Here is a 17,391-nt window from a genome sequence, read left to right on the forward strand (position 1 = left end):
CCGTCCTCGAGGAAAAAGGCGCGGCTGGTATCGCCGCTTGCGCCGTTGGCCTCAGCCCCGTTACTGGCCACGCTCACGCGTACGGTCGTCCCGGCCTGCAGATCCCGGATAAAGACATCGACTTGTCCGTTAGTGTCGCCCGCGACCAGATTGTCCGCGGCTGAGCGAAACGCCACCAGCTGGCCATCGTCGCTCAGCGCCACCAGATAGCTGTCGTCATGGGCCTGCTCGCCGCCGGTCGAAAAACTGATGCGCTCGGTGATGCCGGTGGTCCGGCTTACGGATGAAAATATCCCGACAACTGCGGCTCCCGCACGTCCAGGTATCGGTGCTATCAAAGTTATAGGCCTCGGAATCAAAGGCGATCCATGCGCCGTCAGGCGTAATGCGAATATTTGAGCTCTCGTCGTTCGCCGCGGCACCATCGGTGCCGACACTGCCTTGTTCGGTGGTGTCCAGAACGAAATCCTTCACCCAGACCTGATTGTTCTCGAAATAGGCCAGATAACGCCCATCCGGGGAAAGTTCCTGAATCAGGGGGTAGTAGCCCTGTCGCGCCTGCGAGACGCGCTCGACCGCATCGGCAGGCGCCGGGCTCGAGAGGTTCAGGAGCGCAAAAATGATGGCGCCGCACAGGGCGGACTTCGGGATTCGAGTGATTTCCATGGGCCTCTCCAGCTTTTGATGTGCAAGGGTGCACGACTTTGGGGAGTGAACTCCGGTCGAGTCGAGCGACGGTGGTCAGTCACAGGTGCTGGGGGCATCATCCTGTCATCTGTTTTTGCCTCTTAAAGGCAAATATAGCCCAGATGTCAAGATATTTCGGTGATTCCCGGAGTGTTTATTCGCTGGGTGACGGCCCTGTGACGGCCCTGTGACAGACCGACAAACTCGCCTATAATAAAAGTATGGCAACAATCTCCAAATCACTGGGCACGGAATTGGACCTGCAACAGGCTCGCGACAGCATCGACACCCTGTGGGAGGACTCGATCCTCCCGCAACTCGTGGAATATATCCGCATTCCGGCGAAATCAGTCGATTTCGACCCGGATTGGAAGGCCCACGGGCATATCGACGCGGCCATCGATCTGGCCGAAAAATGGTCTCGCGCGCACGCGCCGAAAGGCGCCAGCGTCGAGGTCGTACGCACCGGCGAGCGCTCGCCGATCCTGTTGATCGAGGCGCCGGCGACGATGGGACCGCCAGCAGGCGATCCTGCGGCCCCGACCGTCCTTCTCTACGGGCATCTCGACAAGCAACCCGAGATGGAAGGCTGGGAAGAAGACCTCGGCCCCTGGAAACCCGTTTTGCGCGACGGCAAGCTCTATGGTCGTGGCGGCGCGGATGACGGCTACGCGGTCTTTGCTTCGCTGGCCGCATTGCGCGCACTCGATGAGCAAGGCATCCCGCGCGGGCGGGCCGTCGTCCTGATCGAATGCAGCGAAGAAAGCGGCAGCCCGGATCTGCCCGCCTATGTCGAGGACCTGCAGGATCGCATCGGCCAGCCCGATCTGGTCGTCTGCCTCGATTCGGGTTGCGGAGATTACGACCGGCTTTGGCATACGACGTCGTTGCGTGGCGTGATGGTAGGCGAGCTCACCGTCGAGATCCTCCGCGAAGGCGTGCATTCCGGGGATGCCAGCGGCGTTGTGCCGTCGAGCTTCCGGATTGTTCGGGCTCTGCTCGATCGACTCGAAAATAGCGTCACGGGCGAGGTGAAGCCCGAGATCCTGCACGCGGAGATCCCGGCCCAGCGCCGCGAGCAGGCAGCCCGCGCAGCCGAAGTTCTGGGCGACGCGGTTTTTGATAAATTCCCCTGGGTCGACGGCGCAGGCCCGGCCCCGGTCGAGCGCGTGGACCTCGTGCTCGCGCGGACCTGGAAGCCGACGGTCTCGGTGACGGGCGCGTCCGGTTTGCCGCCGAGCAACAACGCGGGCAACGTCCTGCGGCCGCGCACCACGGTGAAGCTATCGCTGCGCCTGCCGCCCACGGTTGATCCGGTCGCGGCAACCCTGGCGGTGAAAGAGATTCTCGAAGCGGATCCGCCCTACGGCGCCAAGGTGAGCTTTACCGCCGGTGGCGAAGGCGGTTGGGAGGCCCCGGCGCTGGCTCCCTGGCTTGGCGAGGCTCTCGATCAGGTCTCGGACGATTGGTTCGGCCAGCCGTCAGTGGCGATGGGCGAGGGTGGTTCGATCCCGTTTATGGGCATGCTCGGTGAGCAGTTCCCCGACGCGCAATTTGTCATCACCGGTGTGCTCGGGCCGCATTCCAATGCGCATGGCCCCAACGAGTTTCTCGAGATTCATACGGCACGCCGGCTGACCGGTTGTGTGGCCCAGCTGTTGTCGATCCACGCCAGCCGCTGAAGATCCAGCGGACTTCCTGAACCCGGGCGAGGAAATCCGGCCTGCTGCGGCAGGCGCGGATTGCTTCCCGGGACCGAGATTTGGAACCTCGGATCGCTCGGGACAGCCTCGGACATCTTCGTGCAGCTTCGTACAGCCGCCGTCGGCTTGGGACAGCCCGTTTGCGCTCTCGCGAATGGATGCGCCCCTGGAGAGGGGAAGCACCGGACCGATCGGGGGCGAACGATCCGGTGCTCCGGAAAGGGATGGGGGTGAGCGAATTCTCGACCCCGCATCCCGGAACCACACGCACCATGTGGTGCAGCGGCGAGATTTCTCCCTCGCCGCTGCGAGCCCGGCCGGTTTACATGGCGGCCGTCTGGGCCCGGATCTGACGGAAGTCCTCAAGTCCGACCGGCGCGGGCTGTGTGACTGCGCGCCTCTGCTCCATCTCGATTCGCTCGAGGCTTTGCATGGCCAGCTTGCTGGGCTTCGTGTGCCCGTTTTCCCAACGATTCACGGTCGAGACCGTGACGCCGAGCTGGTGGGCCAACTCCTCCTGAGTCATGGTCATTTTGCGACGAAATTCTCGGATTTCTTCTCCTGATTTTTCTACCATTGTCTTGCCCTTTTCCTTTCTGCGGCTGAACCGCATGAGCGTGTTGGTCTCTTTCTATTGCAAAGGGCTTGCCAACCTTCGTGCCGTGGAAAGTGCTGTAAATACGGACACCCGACAACGCAGCCGCGCAGCGCACGTGACACAGCCTGTGCTTTCCGCGGAACACCTGTCGCGCCAGTGTGACGCTCAAGGCACAGTTTCACTGGCGGCAGTCGTCCGCACGCCGGACCCATGCCAGGCACGAGCAGTCATGGACGAGTCAGATCTCCATCGGCGGCAAGCGCGTCGCTCAAGCCGGTTGCCTGCGCGTGGGCAGAACTTGTGACCTGATAACCGCCGCAGGGCCCAGCATCGGTTGCGACCGGCGCAGAAAAGGCCGCGACGAGACGTCGCGGCCTTTTGCTCGGAGCCTCTCGCGCGATCGGCGAGAGATGTCGAAAATGCGATCCTCAGGCCGCCAGCAGCGACCGGGCGATCTGCGAGATCTGGATCTCGTCGGTGCCGGCATAGATCTGCAGGACCTTGGCGTCGCGGCAAAGCTGCTCGACATGGAACTCGGCCATATACCCGTTACCGCCGTAGAGCTGGACGGCTTCGAGGGCCACATTCATTGCGGCGCGGGCTGCATACAATTTGCAGGCCGATGCCTCAGCCATGCTCGAGGGCTTGCCGAGTGCGGCGCGCTCGATCTGCGAGAAGACCAGCTGCTGGAGGTTCATGCGTGCGACCTCCATCTCGGCGAGCTTGTTCTGGATCAACTGGAACTGCCCGATCGGTTGGCCGAACTGGACACGAGTCTTGGAGTACTCGATGCAGAGCTCGAGGCAGCGCTCGACGACCCCGAGCGCCATGGCGGCCACGCCGACACGTTCGGTATTGAAAGTCGCCTTGGCGCCGGCACGCCCGGTGCCGGATCCCTCGGTCTCGCCGATCAGGCGGTCACGACCGACGCGCACATCGTCGAGGAAGAGCTGGCCGGTCGGCGAGGAATGCATCCCCATCTTGCGCAGCGGTTTGGATTGCTCAAGCCCGTCCATGCCCTTGTCGAGAATGAAGTTCAGGATCTTGCGCTCCTTGGGGTCGTTGCCTTCATCGAGCTTGCAGATAAAGACCAGCGTATCGGCATAGGGGCCGTTGGTGATAAACGTCTTGGAGCCGTTGAGCACGTAGCCGTCGCCGTCGCGCTTGGCCGTCGATTGCATGCTGCCGAAGGCATCCGACCCCGAGCCCGGCTCGGTGATCGCCCAAGCGCCGACCTTTTCGAAGGTGAGCAACTCGGGCACAAAGCGTTCTTTTTGCTCGATGGTGCCCTTGGCGCGGATGGCACCGGCCGTCAGGCCGACGCTTACGCCCATGGCGGTCACCATGCCCGGGCAATAGCGGCAGAGCTCGATGATCGGCAGCAACTGCATGGCGGCGGAATCAAGCCCCTGCTCGAAGGAGACTTCGCGTTTCTCGCGGGCCTTGGGTTCCTCGCCGCGCTCACGAGCGGCGCGATCTTCCTTCTCGCGAGCCATCTGGCGCTCGAAGCGTTGCACGCCCATATCGCCAATCCCGAAGGTTTTGTACATTTTCCGCAGGACGTCGTAGGGCGGGGTATCGCCGTGTTCGAGTTCCTCGATATTCGGGGCAATCTCGGTTTCGATGAATTTCCGCAGGGCATCCCGCAGGACCAGGTGCTGTTCGTTCCATTCGATCATATCTGCGAGGAAACCGATTCGGGACGCTTTCTGCAATGTTGCGGAATCTGGTAGGTAGGCAGTCACATGGCAAGTGCTCCCCGACGTAAAGCGCGTATCGTTCTTGATGACAGCCTCACCGACTATGCGTATCGGTGCTGGCCCAATGGATGCCCACGGGGCTCGACTTGCTGCACGGGTCTGACCATCGAACTCTCGCGTCGCGAGATCCGCGCGGTCGATACGGTGATGGACGAGGTCGCCGTTCTGGTACCCTCGCTGCGGGCGGAAGAGGGCGGTTATGAAAATGTATTTGTCGATGATCCGCCAGAGATGATCATCGAGGCAGACGAGAACGGCACGTGTCCGTTTCTGCGCCGCACAAAGACCAATTCGCTCTGTTCGATTCATACCGTCGCGCTCGAAACGGGCCGCGACATCCCCAGCGTCAAGCCAGGTGCTTGTCGGCATTGGCCGGTGATGCTCGAGCAGGATGGCCCCGATATCCGTGTCCGCTTGCAGCCGACAGCCGAGAAGATCGGCTGCGTCGCTCCGGTGGCCGACCTGCCGGGTCATCCGACGGTTCTGGAAGCCTATCGCGAGGAAATCGAGGAGATGTGCGGGGACGAGGTCCTGCCCCAGCTCGGGCGCCGGCTGCGTCAGGTGCGCGCCGATAGCTAAACGGCCTTGCTGCGGGAACTAGGCTGCTGGTTCGCTCACAAACAGGACCGAGACCATGGCCCGCAGGCGGTCGCTGCTCCATGCCGCCGTCGGAACCGGGCTCATTCGCAAGCCGACCAGATCTTCGGCCGCGCCGCCATCGACAATACGCTCGACGCAGGCCTCGATCGCCGCGGTTTGGCCGGCGGCTGACGAGCATAGCTGTCGGTTGCGCAGCGTGAAGCCACGCTTTTTGGCGAGCAGGTTTTCAGCAGGCGGGTTGGCGGTGACAACCCGACCGCGCTCGTCGAGCAGAAGCCTGGCGGCGCCGGCCTCTTCGAGAGAGGTCTGCAGCTGGTCGCGTTCCGCCTCGATCAGCGCGTTGCGTTGGTAGAGTCTTGCGGCCCGGCGAAGGTGGTCCACCAGCGTCGCCAGAACCTGGCTTTCGTCCGGGCTGAAGGGCTGGTCTTTGCGGCCGCGGGTCACGCGGAGCGCTGCTTCAAGCCCATCGGGGGTGCGGACATCGAAGCCGAGGACGTGAAACGTATCGCTCGGCTCGAGGAATTCACGGTAAAAGTCGCTCTGCATGAGCGCCTCGCTTTGTACCAGGTCAATGAGGCTGGTGACTTTGCCCTCGGGCAGATCCGAGAAGGGGTCGAGGGCGAAAAAGCGCTCCGCGTAAGGATGCTCCCATCCCCGGAGATTGCCCTCGGTGAAGACCAGAGTTGCGGCGCTCCGTCCCGGAGGGCGCAGGATCAGGGTGGCATTGACCGATGCGACGGCTTCACAAAGGTGGGAGAGGAAGGCGTGAAAAGGGACTTTCTCCAGAGGTCCCTCATAAAGCGCGGCGATCAAAGTCTCCTGGTCGGGCGGATCCGAGGCAATCATGAGCCGATTCTACTGCGCGGAACCCGCTTGCGCCACTGCGACAGAAAGGGCGTGGGTGCCCGCTGGAAGTTCGCCAGAGCCTCGCGCAGGTTCCCGGGGAACTTTTTTTCCGGGGGGTATGAGATCGGTGTGTAGTTGACTCCGGCGACGGGATTGGCCACCCACACAGGAGCATGAAGAAATCTCATATGATCACGGTGATGAGCCTGCTGGCTCTGGCGGGCGTTTTGGTGCTGCTATCCATGCAGATCAGCCAGGTCGAATGTGACGTTTGCATGAACTTCAAGGGACGTCGTAATTGCGCGACCGCAGCAGCCCCGACCGAGGCCGAGGCCATTCGTAGTGGTCGGATGACGGCCTGCGGGACGATCGCGGCCGGAGTCCGTGATTCATTCGCTTGCGACGGCGCCAAGCCTGCTTCCATTACCTGCCGCTAGCGGGTCGCGTCCGTGGGGCCCGCGCCATCGGTTGGCAGATGTTGCCGGATACTGCGGCAAAGTATGCTGTGAGCAGGCGCGCCGCGGGGTCGCGCGACGTGGCGCAGATCAACTGCTTTCGTGAAGAGGCGGTCGGACCGGCAAGTTGATGCGGAAGGTACTGCCGGCACCGAGTTTGCTCTCGGCATCGACCTGCCCGCCAAGTCTTTTGGTCAGTTCCTGCACGATAAAGAGGCCGAGGCCCACGCCACCGCGCGCCCGACCGGTGTCGTTTTGCGTATAGGCGTTGAAGAGGTGCGAGATTTCCTCCGACGTCATTCCGACGCCGCTGTCCTGGACCTGGATGGAGATCCCGCCCACGTTCTGGCTGGCGACGATCCTGATCTCGCCCTTGTCGGTGAATTTGATCGCATTGTTGATCAGGTTGCGGACGACGACCTTGAGTTTGGCGACATCCGTTTCGATGACTGGCAGGTCCGCGGCGACCTCGAGCGAAATTTGCGACTCGCCCGAGTCGCGCAATCGTTGGGCGTCCCGGACCAGACCGCCGAGAAAGGTTTCGACCGCGACCGGTTCAATATGCAGGGCCTCACCTTCGCTCTCCAGCCGGCTCAGGCTGAGTGTGTTGGTGATCAGATCGTGCAGCTCATGGGCGCGCCGTTCGATACGTGTGAGCGGCTCATTGCAGCCCGGGGGGAGTTCGCCAAAGGCCCCCTCCTGCAACAAACCGGCGTAGCCGAGGATTGCATGAAGCGGGGTGCGCAGTTCGTGAGACATCGTGGCGAGGAAGTCCCCGCGCAAGCGACTGGTATCTCCCATCTGTGCGACGACCATTTCCGATAGTCGATCGAGGAAAGGCGACGCCCCCAGAATCTTCGAGACTTCGGCGGCCGCGACCCGGTCTTGCAGGACTTTTTCTCGCTTGGCCTGACGGGTAATTTGAACGGGATCAGGCAAGATCGGCTCGGGGAGGCTGGTTTCAGGGAGGCTGGTTTCCGGGAGCGGCCCTTCCTGAGACTCGACGACCGCCAGCACGCCATGGATCCAGTTGTTTTCGTCGCAGAGCGGGCTCAGGCGAAACAGGATCTTGAGAAGACTGCCATCCGCGCGACGCAGCATGCCCAGTTGTTCGCGAGATTCACCGTCCTGTGCGCGGCGGAGTTCGCGACTGGCATTTTCCTGAAGTCCGGGTGCCGCAAGCGCGGTGACGGCATCGCGGCCGACCAGTTCGGATTGTTTCCATCCGAAGGTCTCTACCGCGGCCCGGTTCATGAACGCGACCCGTCCTTCCTTGTCGATCCCGAAGAGGGGAAGGGGGAGCGATTGCATCGCCAGGTCCATCGAGATGCGGGCCGAATTCTGCTCGGCGGGCGCGGACGATTTTTTCTCGGCTTCAGTCATTGGATGGATGTCGGGAAGGGCGGGATACTTGCGCCGGATCGCCGGATCGCCCGATGCTATCCGGGATGACTTCTGGTGGAAAGAAGAAAGATAGGCCTCTGGAGATAGGGATGAAACCGCTTGCCGCGGGGCTTGCTGCCCATAAAAGACCTTGATTTGCTTGCGGTAGCGGTGGAAATCGCGCCCTCGATGTAGCGTCTGCGTTACTGGAGCAGGTCGGTCGTCTCAAAATAGACGATGCTGTACTCTTCGCATTCGTGGCAGAGGAGCCTTGCGGTTCGATACCGGTGGCCGGCTTCTTCGCGGCTGCCTTCGCCCCGGAGTTCCTGAAATCCGCCACAATGGCAGAACCGTCCCCGGAGGTGGTCGTCCATTTCATCGTAGGACCGGATATAGATGGCGTTTTCGAGACTGGCACCGGCGCGCTCGAGGGCCTCGCTTTTCGCTTGGGATTTTTGCCGGCGTTTCCAACCCATGGCAACGATCGCGGCGGCAATCGCTGCCACAAAAAGAAGATTGATCACGTGGGGGACGACTACCTCGGGTGGGTGTGATAGTCGAGACCTCCATGGCCGACGGCAAGACCGCAGATACCGACTTCAAGAACCTCGAGGATTACCTGCCTTATCTCTACCGGCGGCATCCGTGGCACGGGATTCCCATCGGAGACGAGGCGCCCGAGCGGATTACGGCGTTTATCGAGATCGTTCCGACAGATACGGTGAAATACGAGCTCGACAAGCGGACGGGATTCCTGAAGGTGGATCGGCCGCAGAAGTTCTCCAACGTATATCCGAGCCTCTACGGCTTTATTCCGCAGACATATTGCGGCGATGAAACTGGCGCCTATTGCGCCAGCCGGACCGGGCGCGACCGCGTCGAAGGGGATGGCGATCCTCTCGATATCTGCGTCTTGAGCGAGCGTGATATTTCGCATGGCGATATACTTTGTCAGGCAATTCCGATCGGCGGCCTTCGGATGATCGACGGCAAGGAAGCCGACGACAAGATCATCGCGGTCCTCGAGGGGGACGCGGTCTACGGCCACTGGCTCGATATCGAGGAGAGCCCGCACGAGTTGGTCGAGCGGCTGCAGCATTATTTTCTGACCTACAAGCAGGTGCCCGGGGAGGGCGAGGCGGAGGTCGAAATCACCGACGTCTACGGTCGCGAGGAAGCGCACGAGGTGATCCGTCGCAGCCAGAGGGACTACGAAAATAGCTACGGGCATATCAAGGCGGCCAAGGCCCGCCTCGCGCGCCTCTAGTCTCGAATTCGCAAGGTCCTCGAGATCGTCTGGGCCCTTGGCGTCGCGACGGTCGTGAGCTCTCGGGTGCCGGCCACCCGGCGCTCAGACCTCCAGCTTCGCCCGGATATTCGTGCCGTCGTAGAGGCCTTTGAGCTCCTCGGCCATCGCCTCGAGCGCTTCTCCGTTGGGTGGAAGCGTTGCCTGGAGGTGGACATAGAGATGGCCACGCTCCTTGGTGCCGCGGCGGGTGGCGCCCTTGCCGGGGAGTCGCAGTTTGCCGCCGTTGGCCGAGCCTTTGGGGATTTTCAGAGTCACCGGTCCATCGGGGGTGGGGGTGATCACCTCGGCACCCTGGATCAGTTCATGCAGAGCGACGGGCAGGTCGACGTGCAAATGGTCGCCCTCGCGACGAAAGAACGCGTGCGGTCGCACCTTGAGCTTGAGATAAAGGTCACCGGGAGGACCACCGTTGGCGCCCGGGCTGCCCTTGGCGCGCAGGCGAATCTTGGTGCCCTGGTCGGCTCCGGGCGGGATCGTGACCTGCAGCTCTCCCATGCCCTGCAGCTGCAAGCCGACTTTGCCGCCGCGCACGGCGTCGAGAAAATCAATCGTGACATTGCCTTCGGCATCCGAGCCCCGCGTCGGGCCCTGGCGACCGAAACCGAAACCACCGAAGCCACCACCGCCCCGTCCGGAGAGCCGTCCGAGGAGGTCGTCGAGATCGAAATCGCCGCCGAAATTGGAGAAACCACCGGGTCCGCCTGCAGGGCCGCCGGCGCCGGGATGACCACCGCCCCAACGTTGTTGCGCCCGAGCCTGATCTGGCTTGAAGTTGGGGTCGAGTCCCGCGACACCGAATTCGTCGTAGGTCTTGCGCTTGGCCTGGTCGGAAAGAACCTCATTCGCGAAGGAAATTTCCTTGAACTTGTCAGCCTTTTCCGGGTCGTTCTGGTTCACATCGGGGTGGTATTTCCGCGCCAGCTTGCGGAAGGCTTTGCGGATCGCGTCATCATCGGCGTCGCGCTCGACCCCGAGGGTCGCATAGAGGTCTGCTTTGGCCATCACGTGGGTTGTAACCACGAATCGGTCATCTGCAATGGGAAAGGGGCTTTCTGTGGGGTTTCGGACCATGCGCGGCTCTTGTAGGGAAAGCCGACAAAGCTGCTTTGGAGCGGCACCGGACAGGACCAGGAGAGCAGAGCATGGCAAGACTCGAGGGAAAGAAAGCGGTGGTAACCGGAGCGGCAAGCGGGATCGGTCGGGCGAGCGTCCTGCGGTTTGCGCAGGAGGGCGCCTCGGTTCTGGCGGTCGATGTCGCCGAGGAGGGTCTCCGGGAGACGGTAGCGATGGCGCAGGAGGCCGGCGGTGTGGCCGAGGCGCAGGTTGCCGATGGCGGCTCCGAGACCGACGTGGCCGGTATCGTCGAGCAATGTGTGGCGAAGTTCGGCCGCCTCGATGTCTTCTATGCGAATGCAGGCATCGGGGGCCCGATGAAGCCCTTCTGGGAGATGACGGCCGAGGAGTGGGAGCCCGTCGTGCGGGTCAATCTGATCGGCCCTTTTCTCGCGATCAAATACGCATCTCTCGCGATGCGCGACACCGGTGGTGGGTCGATTATTTGCACGGCATCGGTCGCCGGCTTGCGCTCGGGTGCAGGTCCGACTCCCTATAGCGCGACCAAGGCCGGCGTGATCAACCTGGTGCAGACCACAGCATCCCAACTCACCGGGCTCGGGATTCGGGTCAATGCGATCTGTCCGGGCCTGATCGAGACCGGCATGACCCAGCCGATGTTCGATATGGCTCGCGCGGTGGGCAAAGGCGACCGCATCGGTCAGCTCAACCCCTTGCAGCGAGCGGGAGAGCCCGTCGAGATGGCCAACGTCGCGCTATTCCTGGCCAGCGACGAGGCGAGCTACGTGAATGGCCAGGCCTATGCCGCGGATGCCGGGCTGTCCTGCTCGCATCCCTTCGTGCCGGGGCGTATGGCCTGAGCCCGTCGGGACGAAGCGCAGCTTTCCCCGAAGGGCGCGGGGCCGTGGAGACGGGAGTGCGGGCGAGGGACTGTGGTGCGGGACTGCGGTGCGGGACTGCGGGCGAAGGACCGCGGCCGCATGCCTCAGGAGTAGGGCTGGACTTTGCCGAGCTGTTCCCGAAAGACCTCGGGCGACGACGTGGGAAGCTCGCAGACGCGGTTCTCGCAGACGTAGGCGGTCACCTGCCCCGAGCGAGCGACTTTGCCTCGCAGAAGAGGGACGGTTTCGGCCAACTCATCGAGGTTTGCCCCCTCGGTGGCCCGAATCTGCACAGCATTCGGTTGGAAACTCGCGGCCAGAACCGCGTCGAAGGCGGCCGTGGACGCTTCCCGATCCGGTGCAATCAGAAGGATCTCGCGTGGGGTATCGAGTCGGAAGTCGAGAGCGGCAAGCATGCGCGGCGAGCCTGCGCCTCCTCGATTCAGTGTCACCGAAAAAGCCGCCAGGCTGCGTTCGGCCTCTTCGCGGTAGGCATCCTCGGTGAGAATCGTCGCCAGCCGCAGAAGGTTTTGGATCGTGACGGAATTTCCCGAGGGGCGAGCGCCATCGTAGCTTGGCTTCTTGCGCGTGAGGAGCGATTCACTATCCGAGGCGGTGAAATAATAGCCGCCCGCCGGGTCGAGGAACTTTTGGTCCTGGACTGCCTGTATTTCGACAGCGGCCGTCAGCCAGCGTGGCTCGCCGGTGGTTTCGAAGAGGTCGAGCAGACCGAAGATCAGATAAGCGTAATCGTCGAGGACGGCGACACCGCCGATCTGTCCGTTTCGCCAGCTGCGTCCCAGCGCGCCGCGGTTGACGAGGTTGTCGAGGATGAAGCCTGCTGCGTCGCGGGCACGTTGGGTAAGCTCGGGGTCTTGCAGGATGCGGCCTCCGCGCGCGAGCGCACTGATCATCAAACCGTTCCAGCCCGCCAGAATCTTGTCATCGAGCAGGGGAGCCGGCCGTGTCTGGCGATGGTCGTAGAGCACCTCACGGGCCCGAGCCAGACGGGTGCGCACCTCTTCGGGCGTCAACTCGGTCAGCGCAGCCACGCTCTCGAGTGACAGGGATGTATGGAAAATATTGCGGCCTTCGAAGTTGCCTCCCGCGGTGGTGCCGTAGTGAAGCTCGATCAGGCGCACGTCCTCGGGCGAGAGTAATTCGCCGAGTTCTTCAGGCGTCCAGGTAAAGAAATATCCCTCTTCCTGATGCCCGCCGGGCACCTCGCTGTCGGCATCGGTAGCCGAGAAGAACCCACCATCGATATGAGTCATTTCGCGACCGATATAGTCGAGGATCTCGGTGGCGACGTTGCGGTAGAGGGGTTTGCCCGTCACTTGAAATGCTTCGAGATAGGTTTGGGCCAAAAGCGCGTTGTCATAGAGCATCTTCTCGAAATGAGGGACCAGCCAGCGCTTGTCGACGGAGTAGCGATGAAAGCCCCCGCCGACATGGTCTCGAATCCCGCCCCCGGCCATCTTGTCGAGGGTGCGTGTGGCGGCCGCCAGCGAGTCCGGATCGCCGGTGCGACGATAATGACGCAACAAGAACTCGATATTCGAAGACCTCGGGAATTTGGGTGCACTGCCGAAGCCACCCCAGTCGGCATCGTGACGCGCTTGCAGTTGTTTGGCTGTCCGTTGCAGCGCCGCGGTGTCAGGGACGGCGGCGGGCGGTCGACCGCGCGACTGGGCTTGCAGGTCGGCGGTGATTTTTCGGGCTTCTTGCGCGACACCTGCCGGATCGGATTCATGGCGGTTGGCCAGCTCCAGAAGGATTTCGCGCAGACCGGCGCGACTTCCGCGGTCGCCGCGACGCGCCGGGAAATAGGTGCCGCCAAAAAATGGTTCACCCTCCGGCGTCAAAACCACCGTCATGGGCCAACCCCCGCCGCCCGAGAGCATCCGGACGGCATCCATATGCACCGCATCGATATCAGGCCGTTCTTCGCGGTCGACCTTGATGGGCACAAACCGTTCGTTGAGAATGCGGGCAATCTCCTCGTCCTCGAAAGATTCGCCCTCCATGACATGGCACCAATGACAGGTTGAGTATCCGACCGAGAGAAATACGGGTCGATTGCTTGCCTTGGCCTCCGCGAAGGCTTCCGGTCCCCAGGGATACCAGGACACGGGATTATGTGCGTGCTGCAGCAGGTAGGGGCTCGACGCGGTCATCAGACGGTTGGTGTATTTCGGGCCCCCATCCTTGCGTAAATGATGCGTGCGCGGTTCATAGCCGGCTGGTTGTGCGGCAAGGGCGCGCGTCAGAGCCGCTCGTGTTGTGGGGGCGAAGGAGGAAGCCCCGGGAAGCGCCTGCGGGACGCGCCAATGGAGGCGACGTGCCTGATCGGCCTGATTTACCTGACGCTCCGGATTCTCCTCGGGCTGCCCGGGCTCCCCGGGCGCACAGGCACTGCTCATGCAGGTCAGGCCGATCAGCCCGACAAGCCCGATGAGGATGCGAAAAGATTTCGCCGCGGTCGGGGATTCCCGGCGGATGTATTCAGACGGCATATCATCAGTGCTATCACCTTTTGGGTGACGGGAAATCCATCAAGTGCCAAGCGCAAAATGGCGTGGATTGCCGGCTTCTACTTTGCCGAGGGTTTGCCCTTCGGCATCGTGGTCGACAATCTGCCGGTCTATTTTCGCGTGCACGGGGTATCGCTCGCGGCCATCGGGCTGCTCAGCCTGCTCGGATTGCCGTGGACGCTGAAAGTGCTCTGGGCTCCGTTGGTCGATCGCTTTGGCGAGCGTCGGCATTGGATCACCGGTGCCCTGGTCTCGATGGGGGCGATTCTTCTGGTGCTCCCGTGGTTGGATCCGAGCAGTCCCGGTTTCTGGATATGGTCGCTTCTGTTGCTCTTTACGGTCGCGTCGGCGACGCAGGATGTCGCGATCGACGCCTGGACCATCGGAATCGTCTCCCCGGGCGAGGAGGGGATGGCCAACGGGATTCGAGTATCGGCATACCGCGTCGCCTTGATTCTGGCCGGTGGGGGCTTGGTGGTTCTGGCCGGGCAATTCGGATGGGCGGTCGTATTTCCCCTCGCATCGGCCATATTTTTTCTGCTGGCGCTGGGAGCGTGGCGGAGTCCGCGGCCGGAGATCGCGCCCCGAGAGACGACGCGCGGTTGGTATGCGCCGCTGCTGGCATGGGTGCGCCGGCCGGGCGCGCTCGCGGTGGTCGCCTTTATCCTTCTCTACAAATTGGGCGATGCGGCGATGGGGCCGATGGTCAAGCCGTTCTGGCTGGATCGAGGTCTGACTCTCGAGGAGATCGGCGTGGTCTCGACCGGATTTGGCGTCGGTGCGAGTGTGGCCGGGGCTCTGGCGGGCGGTTGGCTGACCTCACGCTACGGTATCCTCCGCGGGCTGATCTTTCTCGGGGCGCTGCAGGCATTCTCCAATTTGGGATACGCCGCGGTAGCCCTCGGGGACGGGGGCCGCCTGAGTATTTACGCCGCATCACTTTTCGAGAGTTTCACCGGGGGGCTGGGAACTGCGGCATTCCTCGCCTTTTTAATGCATATTTGTGATCCGGAGGAGGCCGCGACAGAATATGCGCTGCTGAGTGCCCTCTTTGGTCTGACGCGGACTCTCGCCGGAAGTATCAGCGGTTTTTCGGCGGCGTTTCTCGGATATGGGCCTTTCTTCGTGCTGACCTTTGTTTTGTCCTTTCCGGCATATCTTCTCTTTCCGCGGGTGCGCCGCTGGATTCATGACGCGCCTCTTGATTAGGTCGAGGAGATGGCATCGGTCACCACAGGAAATCCGGCAGGTCCGCGTTTGCGCGATCGGTTCGCGCCGGTGGACCCGCTCGCACCGCGTCGGCAGGACTATCTCGACAACCTGAGAGTCTGCCTCACGATGCTGGTCATCATGCATCATTGTGCGATTGCCTTTGGCGCGACCGGGGATTGGGTGTTCAAGATTGATCCGCGCGGCGCGAGCCTGAGCGTCCTGGCCATGACTCTTTTCACGGGGATCAATCAGGCATTTTTCATGAGTCTCTTTTTCGGGATTTCGGGTTACTTCACCCCGGCCGCTTTTGATCGCAACGGGTCGACCCGATTTCTGCGCAGTCGGCTCGTGCGGCTCGGGGTTCCCCTTCTCGCATATTTCTTCCTGATCAACCCGACGGTGAATTGGATGGCCTTGCGCTTCGAAGGCGTCACCGACACTTCGTATGCCTTTTTCATGGGTACCTATGGCTTCCGATTCTTCGGGTTGGGAGTGACCTGGTTTCTGTTTGCCCTGCTGCTCTTTGCTTACGGGTACGCCGTGATGCGGCGCCTGCGGGAGGCACCGATTCCGCCGCAACGACCGCGCCCCTTCCCCTCACATCTCGCAATCTTCAGTTTTATTTTCGGGCTGGGCGTTTTCACTTACTTCGTGCGGACCTGGTTCCCGGCGGGGCAAGTCATCCCCTATGTCAATTTGAACGTCGGAGAATTCCCGCTCTATCTCGCTGGTTGGATCGTCGGCATCCAGAGCTGGCGGTATGGCTGGATCGAGATGATTGACTACAGCCGGATGCGGGTCTGGGTGGGCGTGGCGGTCCTGGCGATCGTGCTGATGCCGCCCATGATCATTCTGGGTGTCGATGTCACGATGAATTTCGACGAATTTTTTGGTGGATGGGGCCCTCTCGCCTTCCTCTACAGCCTCTGGCAAACTACCGTTTTTGTCGGGGTGTCTTTGGGGCTGCTCTATTTGTTTCGGGTGCATCTGGCGGGCACAGGTCCGCTCCCACGGGGTCTGACACGCACCGCCTACGCCGCCTATATTGTTCATCCGCTCTTCGTTGTGCCCTTGACCGAGTTGGTCGTGCAATTCCCGACAATTCCACTGATACATTTCATGCTGCTCTTCCCGCTGGCGATTTGTGCAAGCTTTTTCGCCGGGGCCTTGCTCTGCCGCTTGCCCGTCCTGAAGCGAATCCTCTAGCCTTCGCTGTTGTTGCTCGAGAGGGAATCCAATGAACACGAAAATTTTCGATCTGAACGAAGCGGAGGCCTGCGCGGTTCTGCAGATTTTCAAAGCGGTTGCGACCGACGAGGGTAGGTTGCCCTTGCACGAGATTCATCAAAAGACTCTTGCTGCGATTGCCGAGCATGTCTTTCATGCCGATGTGGACTTGAGCGGTTTGCCCGCATCTTTTGCCGGGGCACTGGAATCAATCGTCGACGAAGCTCTGCGCCACGAGGTCGTTCATATGGCCTCGGTTCTGCCCTACCTCGAGACAGACGATCTGGCGGAGCGAGGCGAGGCCCTGGGCCGACTCGCCAAGGCCTGGGAAGTCTCCGACCTGACGGTCAAGGGAGCGCTCTCTCTTGCCAAGGGCCATAAAACACTTCTGTATCTGGACAGCTTCCGGACCAACAAACCCGAACTCGGACAGGGCGTGGCGGCGCTCTCCTGGGGGTTTCTGAAAAGCTCCCTGCATCTCGATGGCGACAAGAAGGAGCTGGCTCGGTACGAAAGTCTTCGCGAATTACCGGCCGATACCTTCGGCCGCACTCTGGTCGCGTATTACGAGGACAATCTCTTCCCGCTGCCCGGCAGCGTGGGTTCTCCGTTTTCGAATAATCTGACGGCGCATGATCGTCATCATGTGCTTGCCGGGTACGACACGACTCCGCTCGGCGAACTTTGCGTATTTTCCTTCGATGGTGCGTTGTCGAGGGCGAATTATAGCGGGGCGATGATCGGCGTCGTAGCGCAATTTCAACTCGGCTACGCCTATGACCCGACAGTGCGAGCCTGGCGTCACCAATTCGATCCGGACAGGGTGTACCGAGCGGCCGAGCGGGGACATGCATGCAAGGTCAATTACCTGGATGAGTCGATCGATCTCGATGCCTTGATGACCAAGCCGCTCAATGAGGTCCGCGAGCATTTCGGTATTCCGCTGGAGGGTGCGCTGGTGCGGGGCCCCGATGATCGCTGGTGTGGCGAGATGGGGCCGGTCGGGGAGCGCGAGAGCCCGGACATTGCCAAAGAAGGACTCCTGAAGTTCGATTGAACGCCAGGCGCTGGTGACCGCGGGTTCGGGCGGTTTGAAGCACTCTCGACAGGATGCCGAACCCC

17 protein-coding genes are annotated in these 17,391 nt (G+C 61.9%); 8 read left to right on the forward strand and 9 right to left on the reverse strand.

The genetic code is table 11. The features are described 5' to 3' along the window. Positions 1-203 (reverse strand): hypothetical protein (locus P8K07_16905; protein MDG1960201.1); only part of this gene is annotated, 203 nt, incomplete at its 3' end. Positions 204-216: 13 nt separating this feature from the next. Next, positions 217-666: a hypothetical protein gene (locus tag P8K07_16910; GenBank protein ID MDG1960202.1), complete on the reverse strand. Its 450-nt coding sequence runs from the start codon at positions 664-666 to the stop codon at positions 217-219. Positions 667-908: 242 nt separating this feature from the next. Between P8K07_16910 and P8K07_16915 the strand changes: the two genes are divergently transcribed. After that, positions 909-2,369 carry a M20 family metallopeptidase gene (locus tag P8K07_16915; protein ID MDG1960203.1) on the forward strand — a complete coding sequence of 487 codons (1,461 nt, stop codon included), beginning with the start codon at positions 909-911 and terminating at the stop codon, positions 2,367-2,369. Positions 2,370-2,712: 343 nt separating this feature from the next. On the opposite strand, the gene P8K07_16920 is transcribed toward P8K07_16915, so the two are convergent. Together P8K07_16920 and P8K07_16925 are read right to left on the reverse strand one after the other, a co-directional pair. Beyond that, a complete protein-coding gene (locus P8K07_16920) occupies positions 2,713-2,967 on the reverse strand; it encodes a helix-turn-helix transcriptional regulator (GenBank protein ID MDG1960204.1) in 255 nt (84 codons plus the stop codon). A gap of 449 nt (positions 2,968-3,416) precedes the next feature. Continuing rightward, entirely contained in the window at positions 3,417-4,667 is a 1,251-nt protein-coding gene (locus tag P8K07_16925) for an acyl-CoA dehydrogenase family protein (GenBank protein ID MDG1960205.1), read from the reverse strand. Positions 4,668-4,733: 66 nt separating this feature from the next. Here P8K07_16925 and P8K07_16930 point away from each other — a divergent pair, with 66 nt between their 5' ends. Next, positions 4,734-5,327, forward strand: coding sequence for a hypothetical protein (locus P8K07_16930; protein MDG1960206.1), 594 nt, complete (start codon positions 4,734-4,736; stop codon positions 5,325-5,327). An 18-nt stretch (positions 5,328-5,345) separates the two neighbouring features. Here the strand turns inward: P8K07_16930 and P8K07_16935 are convergent, their stop codons facing one another. Then, a complete protein-coding gene (locus P8K07_16935; protein MDG1960207.1) occupies positions 5,346-6,194 on the reverse strand; it encodes a hypothetical protein in 849 nt (282 codons plus the stop codon). Positions 6,195-6,367: 173 nt separating this feature from the next. Between P8K07_16935 and P8K07_16940 the strand changes: the two genes are divergently transcribed. Further along, on the forward strand, positions 6,368-6,631 hold the full coding sequence (locus P8K07_16940) for a hypothetical protein (GenBank protein ID MDG1960208.1): 264 nt from the start codon (positions 6,368-6,370) through the stop codon (positions 6,629-6,631). 108 nt (positions 6,632-6,739) lie between these two features. Here the strand turns inward: P8K07_16940 and P8K07_16945 are convergent, their stop codons facing one another. Continuing rightward, positions 6,740-8,032: an ATP-binding protein gene (locus tag P8K07_16945; GenBank protein ID MDG1960209.1), complete on the reverse strand. Its 1,293-nt coding sequence runs from the start codon at positions 8,030-8,032 to the stop codon at positions 6,740-6,742. 203 nt (positions 8,033-8,235) lie between these two features. Then, positions 8,236-8,556, reverse strand: coding sequence for a hypothetical protein (locus P8K07_16950; protein ID MDG1960210.1), 321 nt, complete (start codon positions 8,554-8,556; stop codon positions 8,236-8,238). A 95-nt stretch (positions 8,557-8,651) separates the two neighbouring features. Between P8K07_16950 and P8K07_16955 the strand changes: the two genes are divergently transcribed. Further along, on the forward strand, positions 8,652-9,299 hold the full coding sequence (locus P8K07_16955; protein MDG1960211.1) for an inorganic pyrophosphatase: 648 nt from the start codon (positions 8,652-8,654) through the stop codon (positions 9,297-9,299). A gap of 84 nt (positions 9,300-9,383) precedes the next feature. Here P8K07_16955 and P8K07_16960 read toward each other — a convergent pair whose 3' ends face one another. Next, positions 9,384-10,343 (reverse strand): J domain-containing protein, encoded by a 960-nt coding sequence (locus P8K07_16960; GenBank protein MDG1960212.1) that lies wholly within the window; start codon positions 10,341-10,343, stop codon positions 9,384-9,386. Positions 10,344-10,483: 140 nt separating this feature from the next. On the opposite strand from P8K07_16960, the gene P8K07_16965 reads away from it, so the two are divergent. Continuing rightward, complete coding sequence (locus tag P8K07_16965; GenBank protein MDG1960213.1) at positions 10,484-11,275, forward strand: SDR family NAD(P)-dependent oxidoreductase; 792 nt, start codon at positions 10,484-10,486, stop codon at positions 11,273-11,275. Positions 11,276-11,400: 125 nt separating this feature from the next. Here P8K07_16965 and P8K07_16970 read toward each other — a convergent pair whose 3' ends face one another. Further along, entirely contained in the window at positions 11,401-13,812 is a 2,412-nt protein-coding gene (locus P8K07_16970) for a thioredoxin domain-containing protein (protein ID MDG1960214.1), read from the reverse strand. A 24-nt stretch (positions 13,813-13,836) separates the two neighbouring features. Here P8K07_16970 and P8K07_16975 point away from each other — a divergent pair, with 24 nt between their 5' ends. Genes P8K07_16975 through P8K07_16985 form a run of 3 tightly spaced genes read left to right on the forward strand, consistent with a single transcriptional unit; the run spans position 13,837 to position 17,326 of the window. Continuing rightward, on the forward strand, positions 13,837-15,039 hold the full coding sequence (locus tag P8K07_16975) for an MFS transporter (GenBank protein MDG1960215.1): 1,203 nt from the start codon (positions 13,837-13,839) through the stop codon (positions 15,037-15,039). A 9-nt stretch (positions 15,040-15,048) separates the two neighbouring features. After that, positions 15,049-16,248 carry an acyltransferase family protein gene (locus P8K07_16980; GenBank protein MDG1960216.1) on the forward strand — a complete coding sequence of 400 codons (1,200 nt, stop codon included), beginning with the start codon at positions 15,049-15,051 and terminating at the stop codon, positions 16,246-16,248. Between the two features lie 31 nt (positions 16,249-16,279). After that, positions 16,280-17,326, forward strand: coding sequence for a hypothetical protein (locus tag P8K07_16985; protein ID MDG1960217.1), 1,047 nt, complete (start codon positions 16,280-16,282; stop codon positions 17,324-17,326). The last annotated feature ends 65 nt before the right edge of the window (positions 17,327-17,391 follow it).

The organism is Candidatus Binatia bacterium (genome assembly GCA_029248525.1).
Classification (GTDB): Bacteria; Desulfobacterota; Binatia; order UBA12015; family UBA12015; genus UBA12015.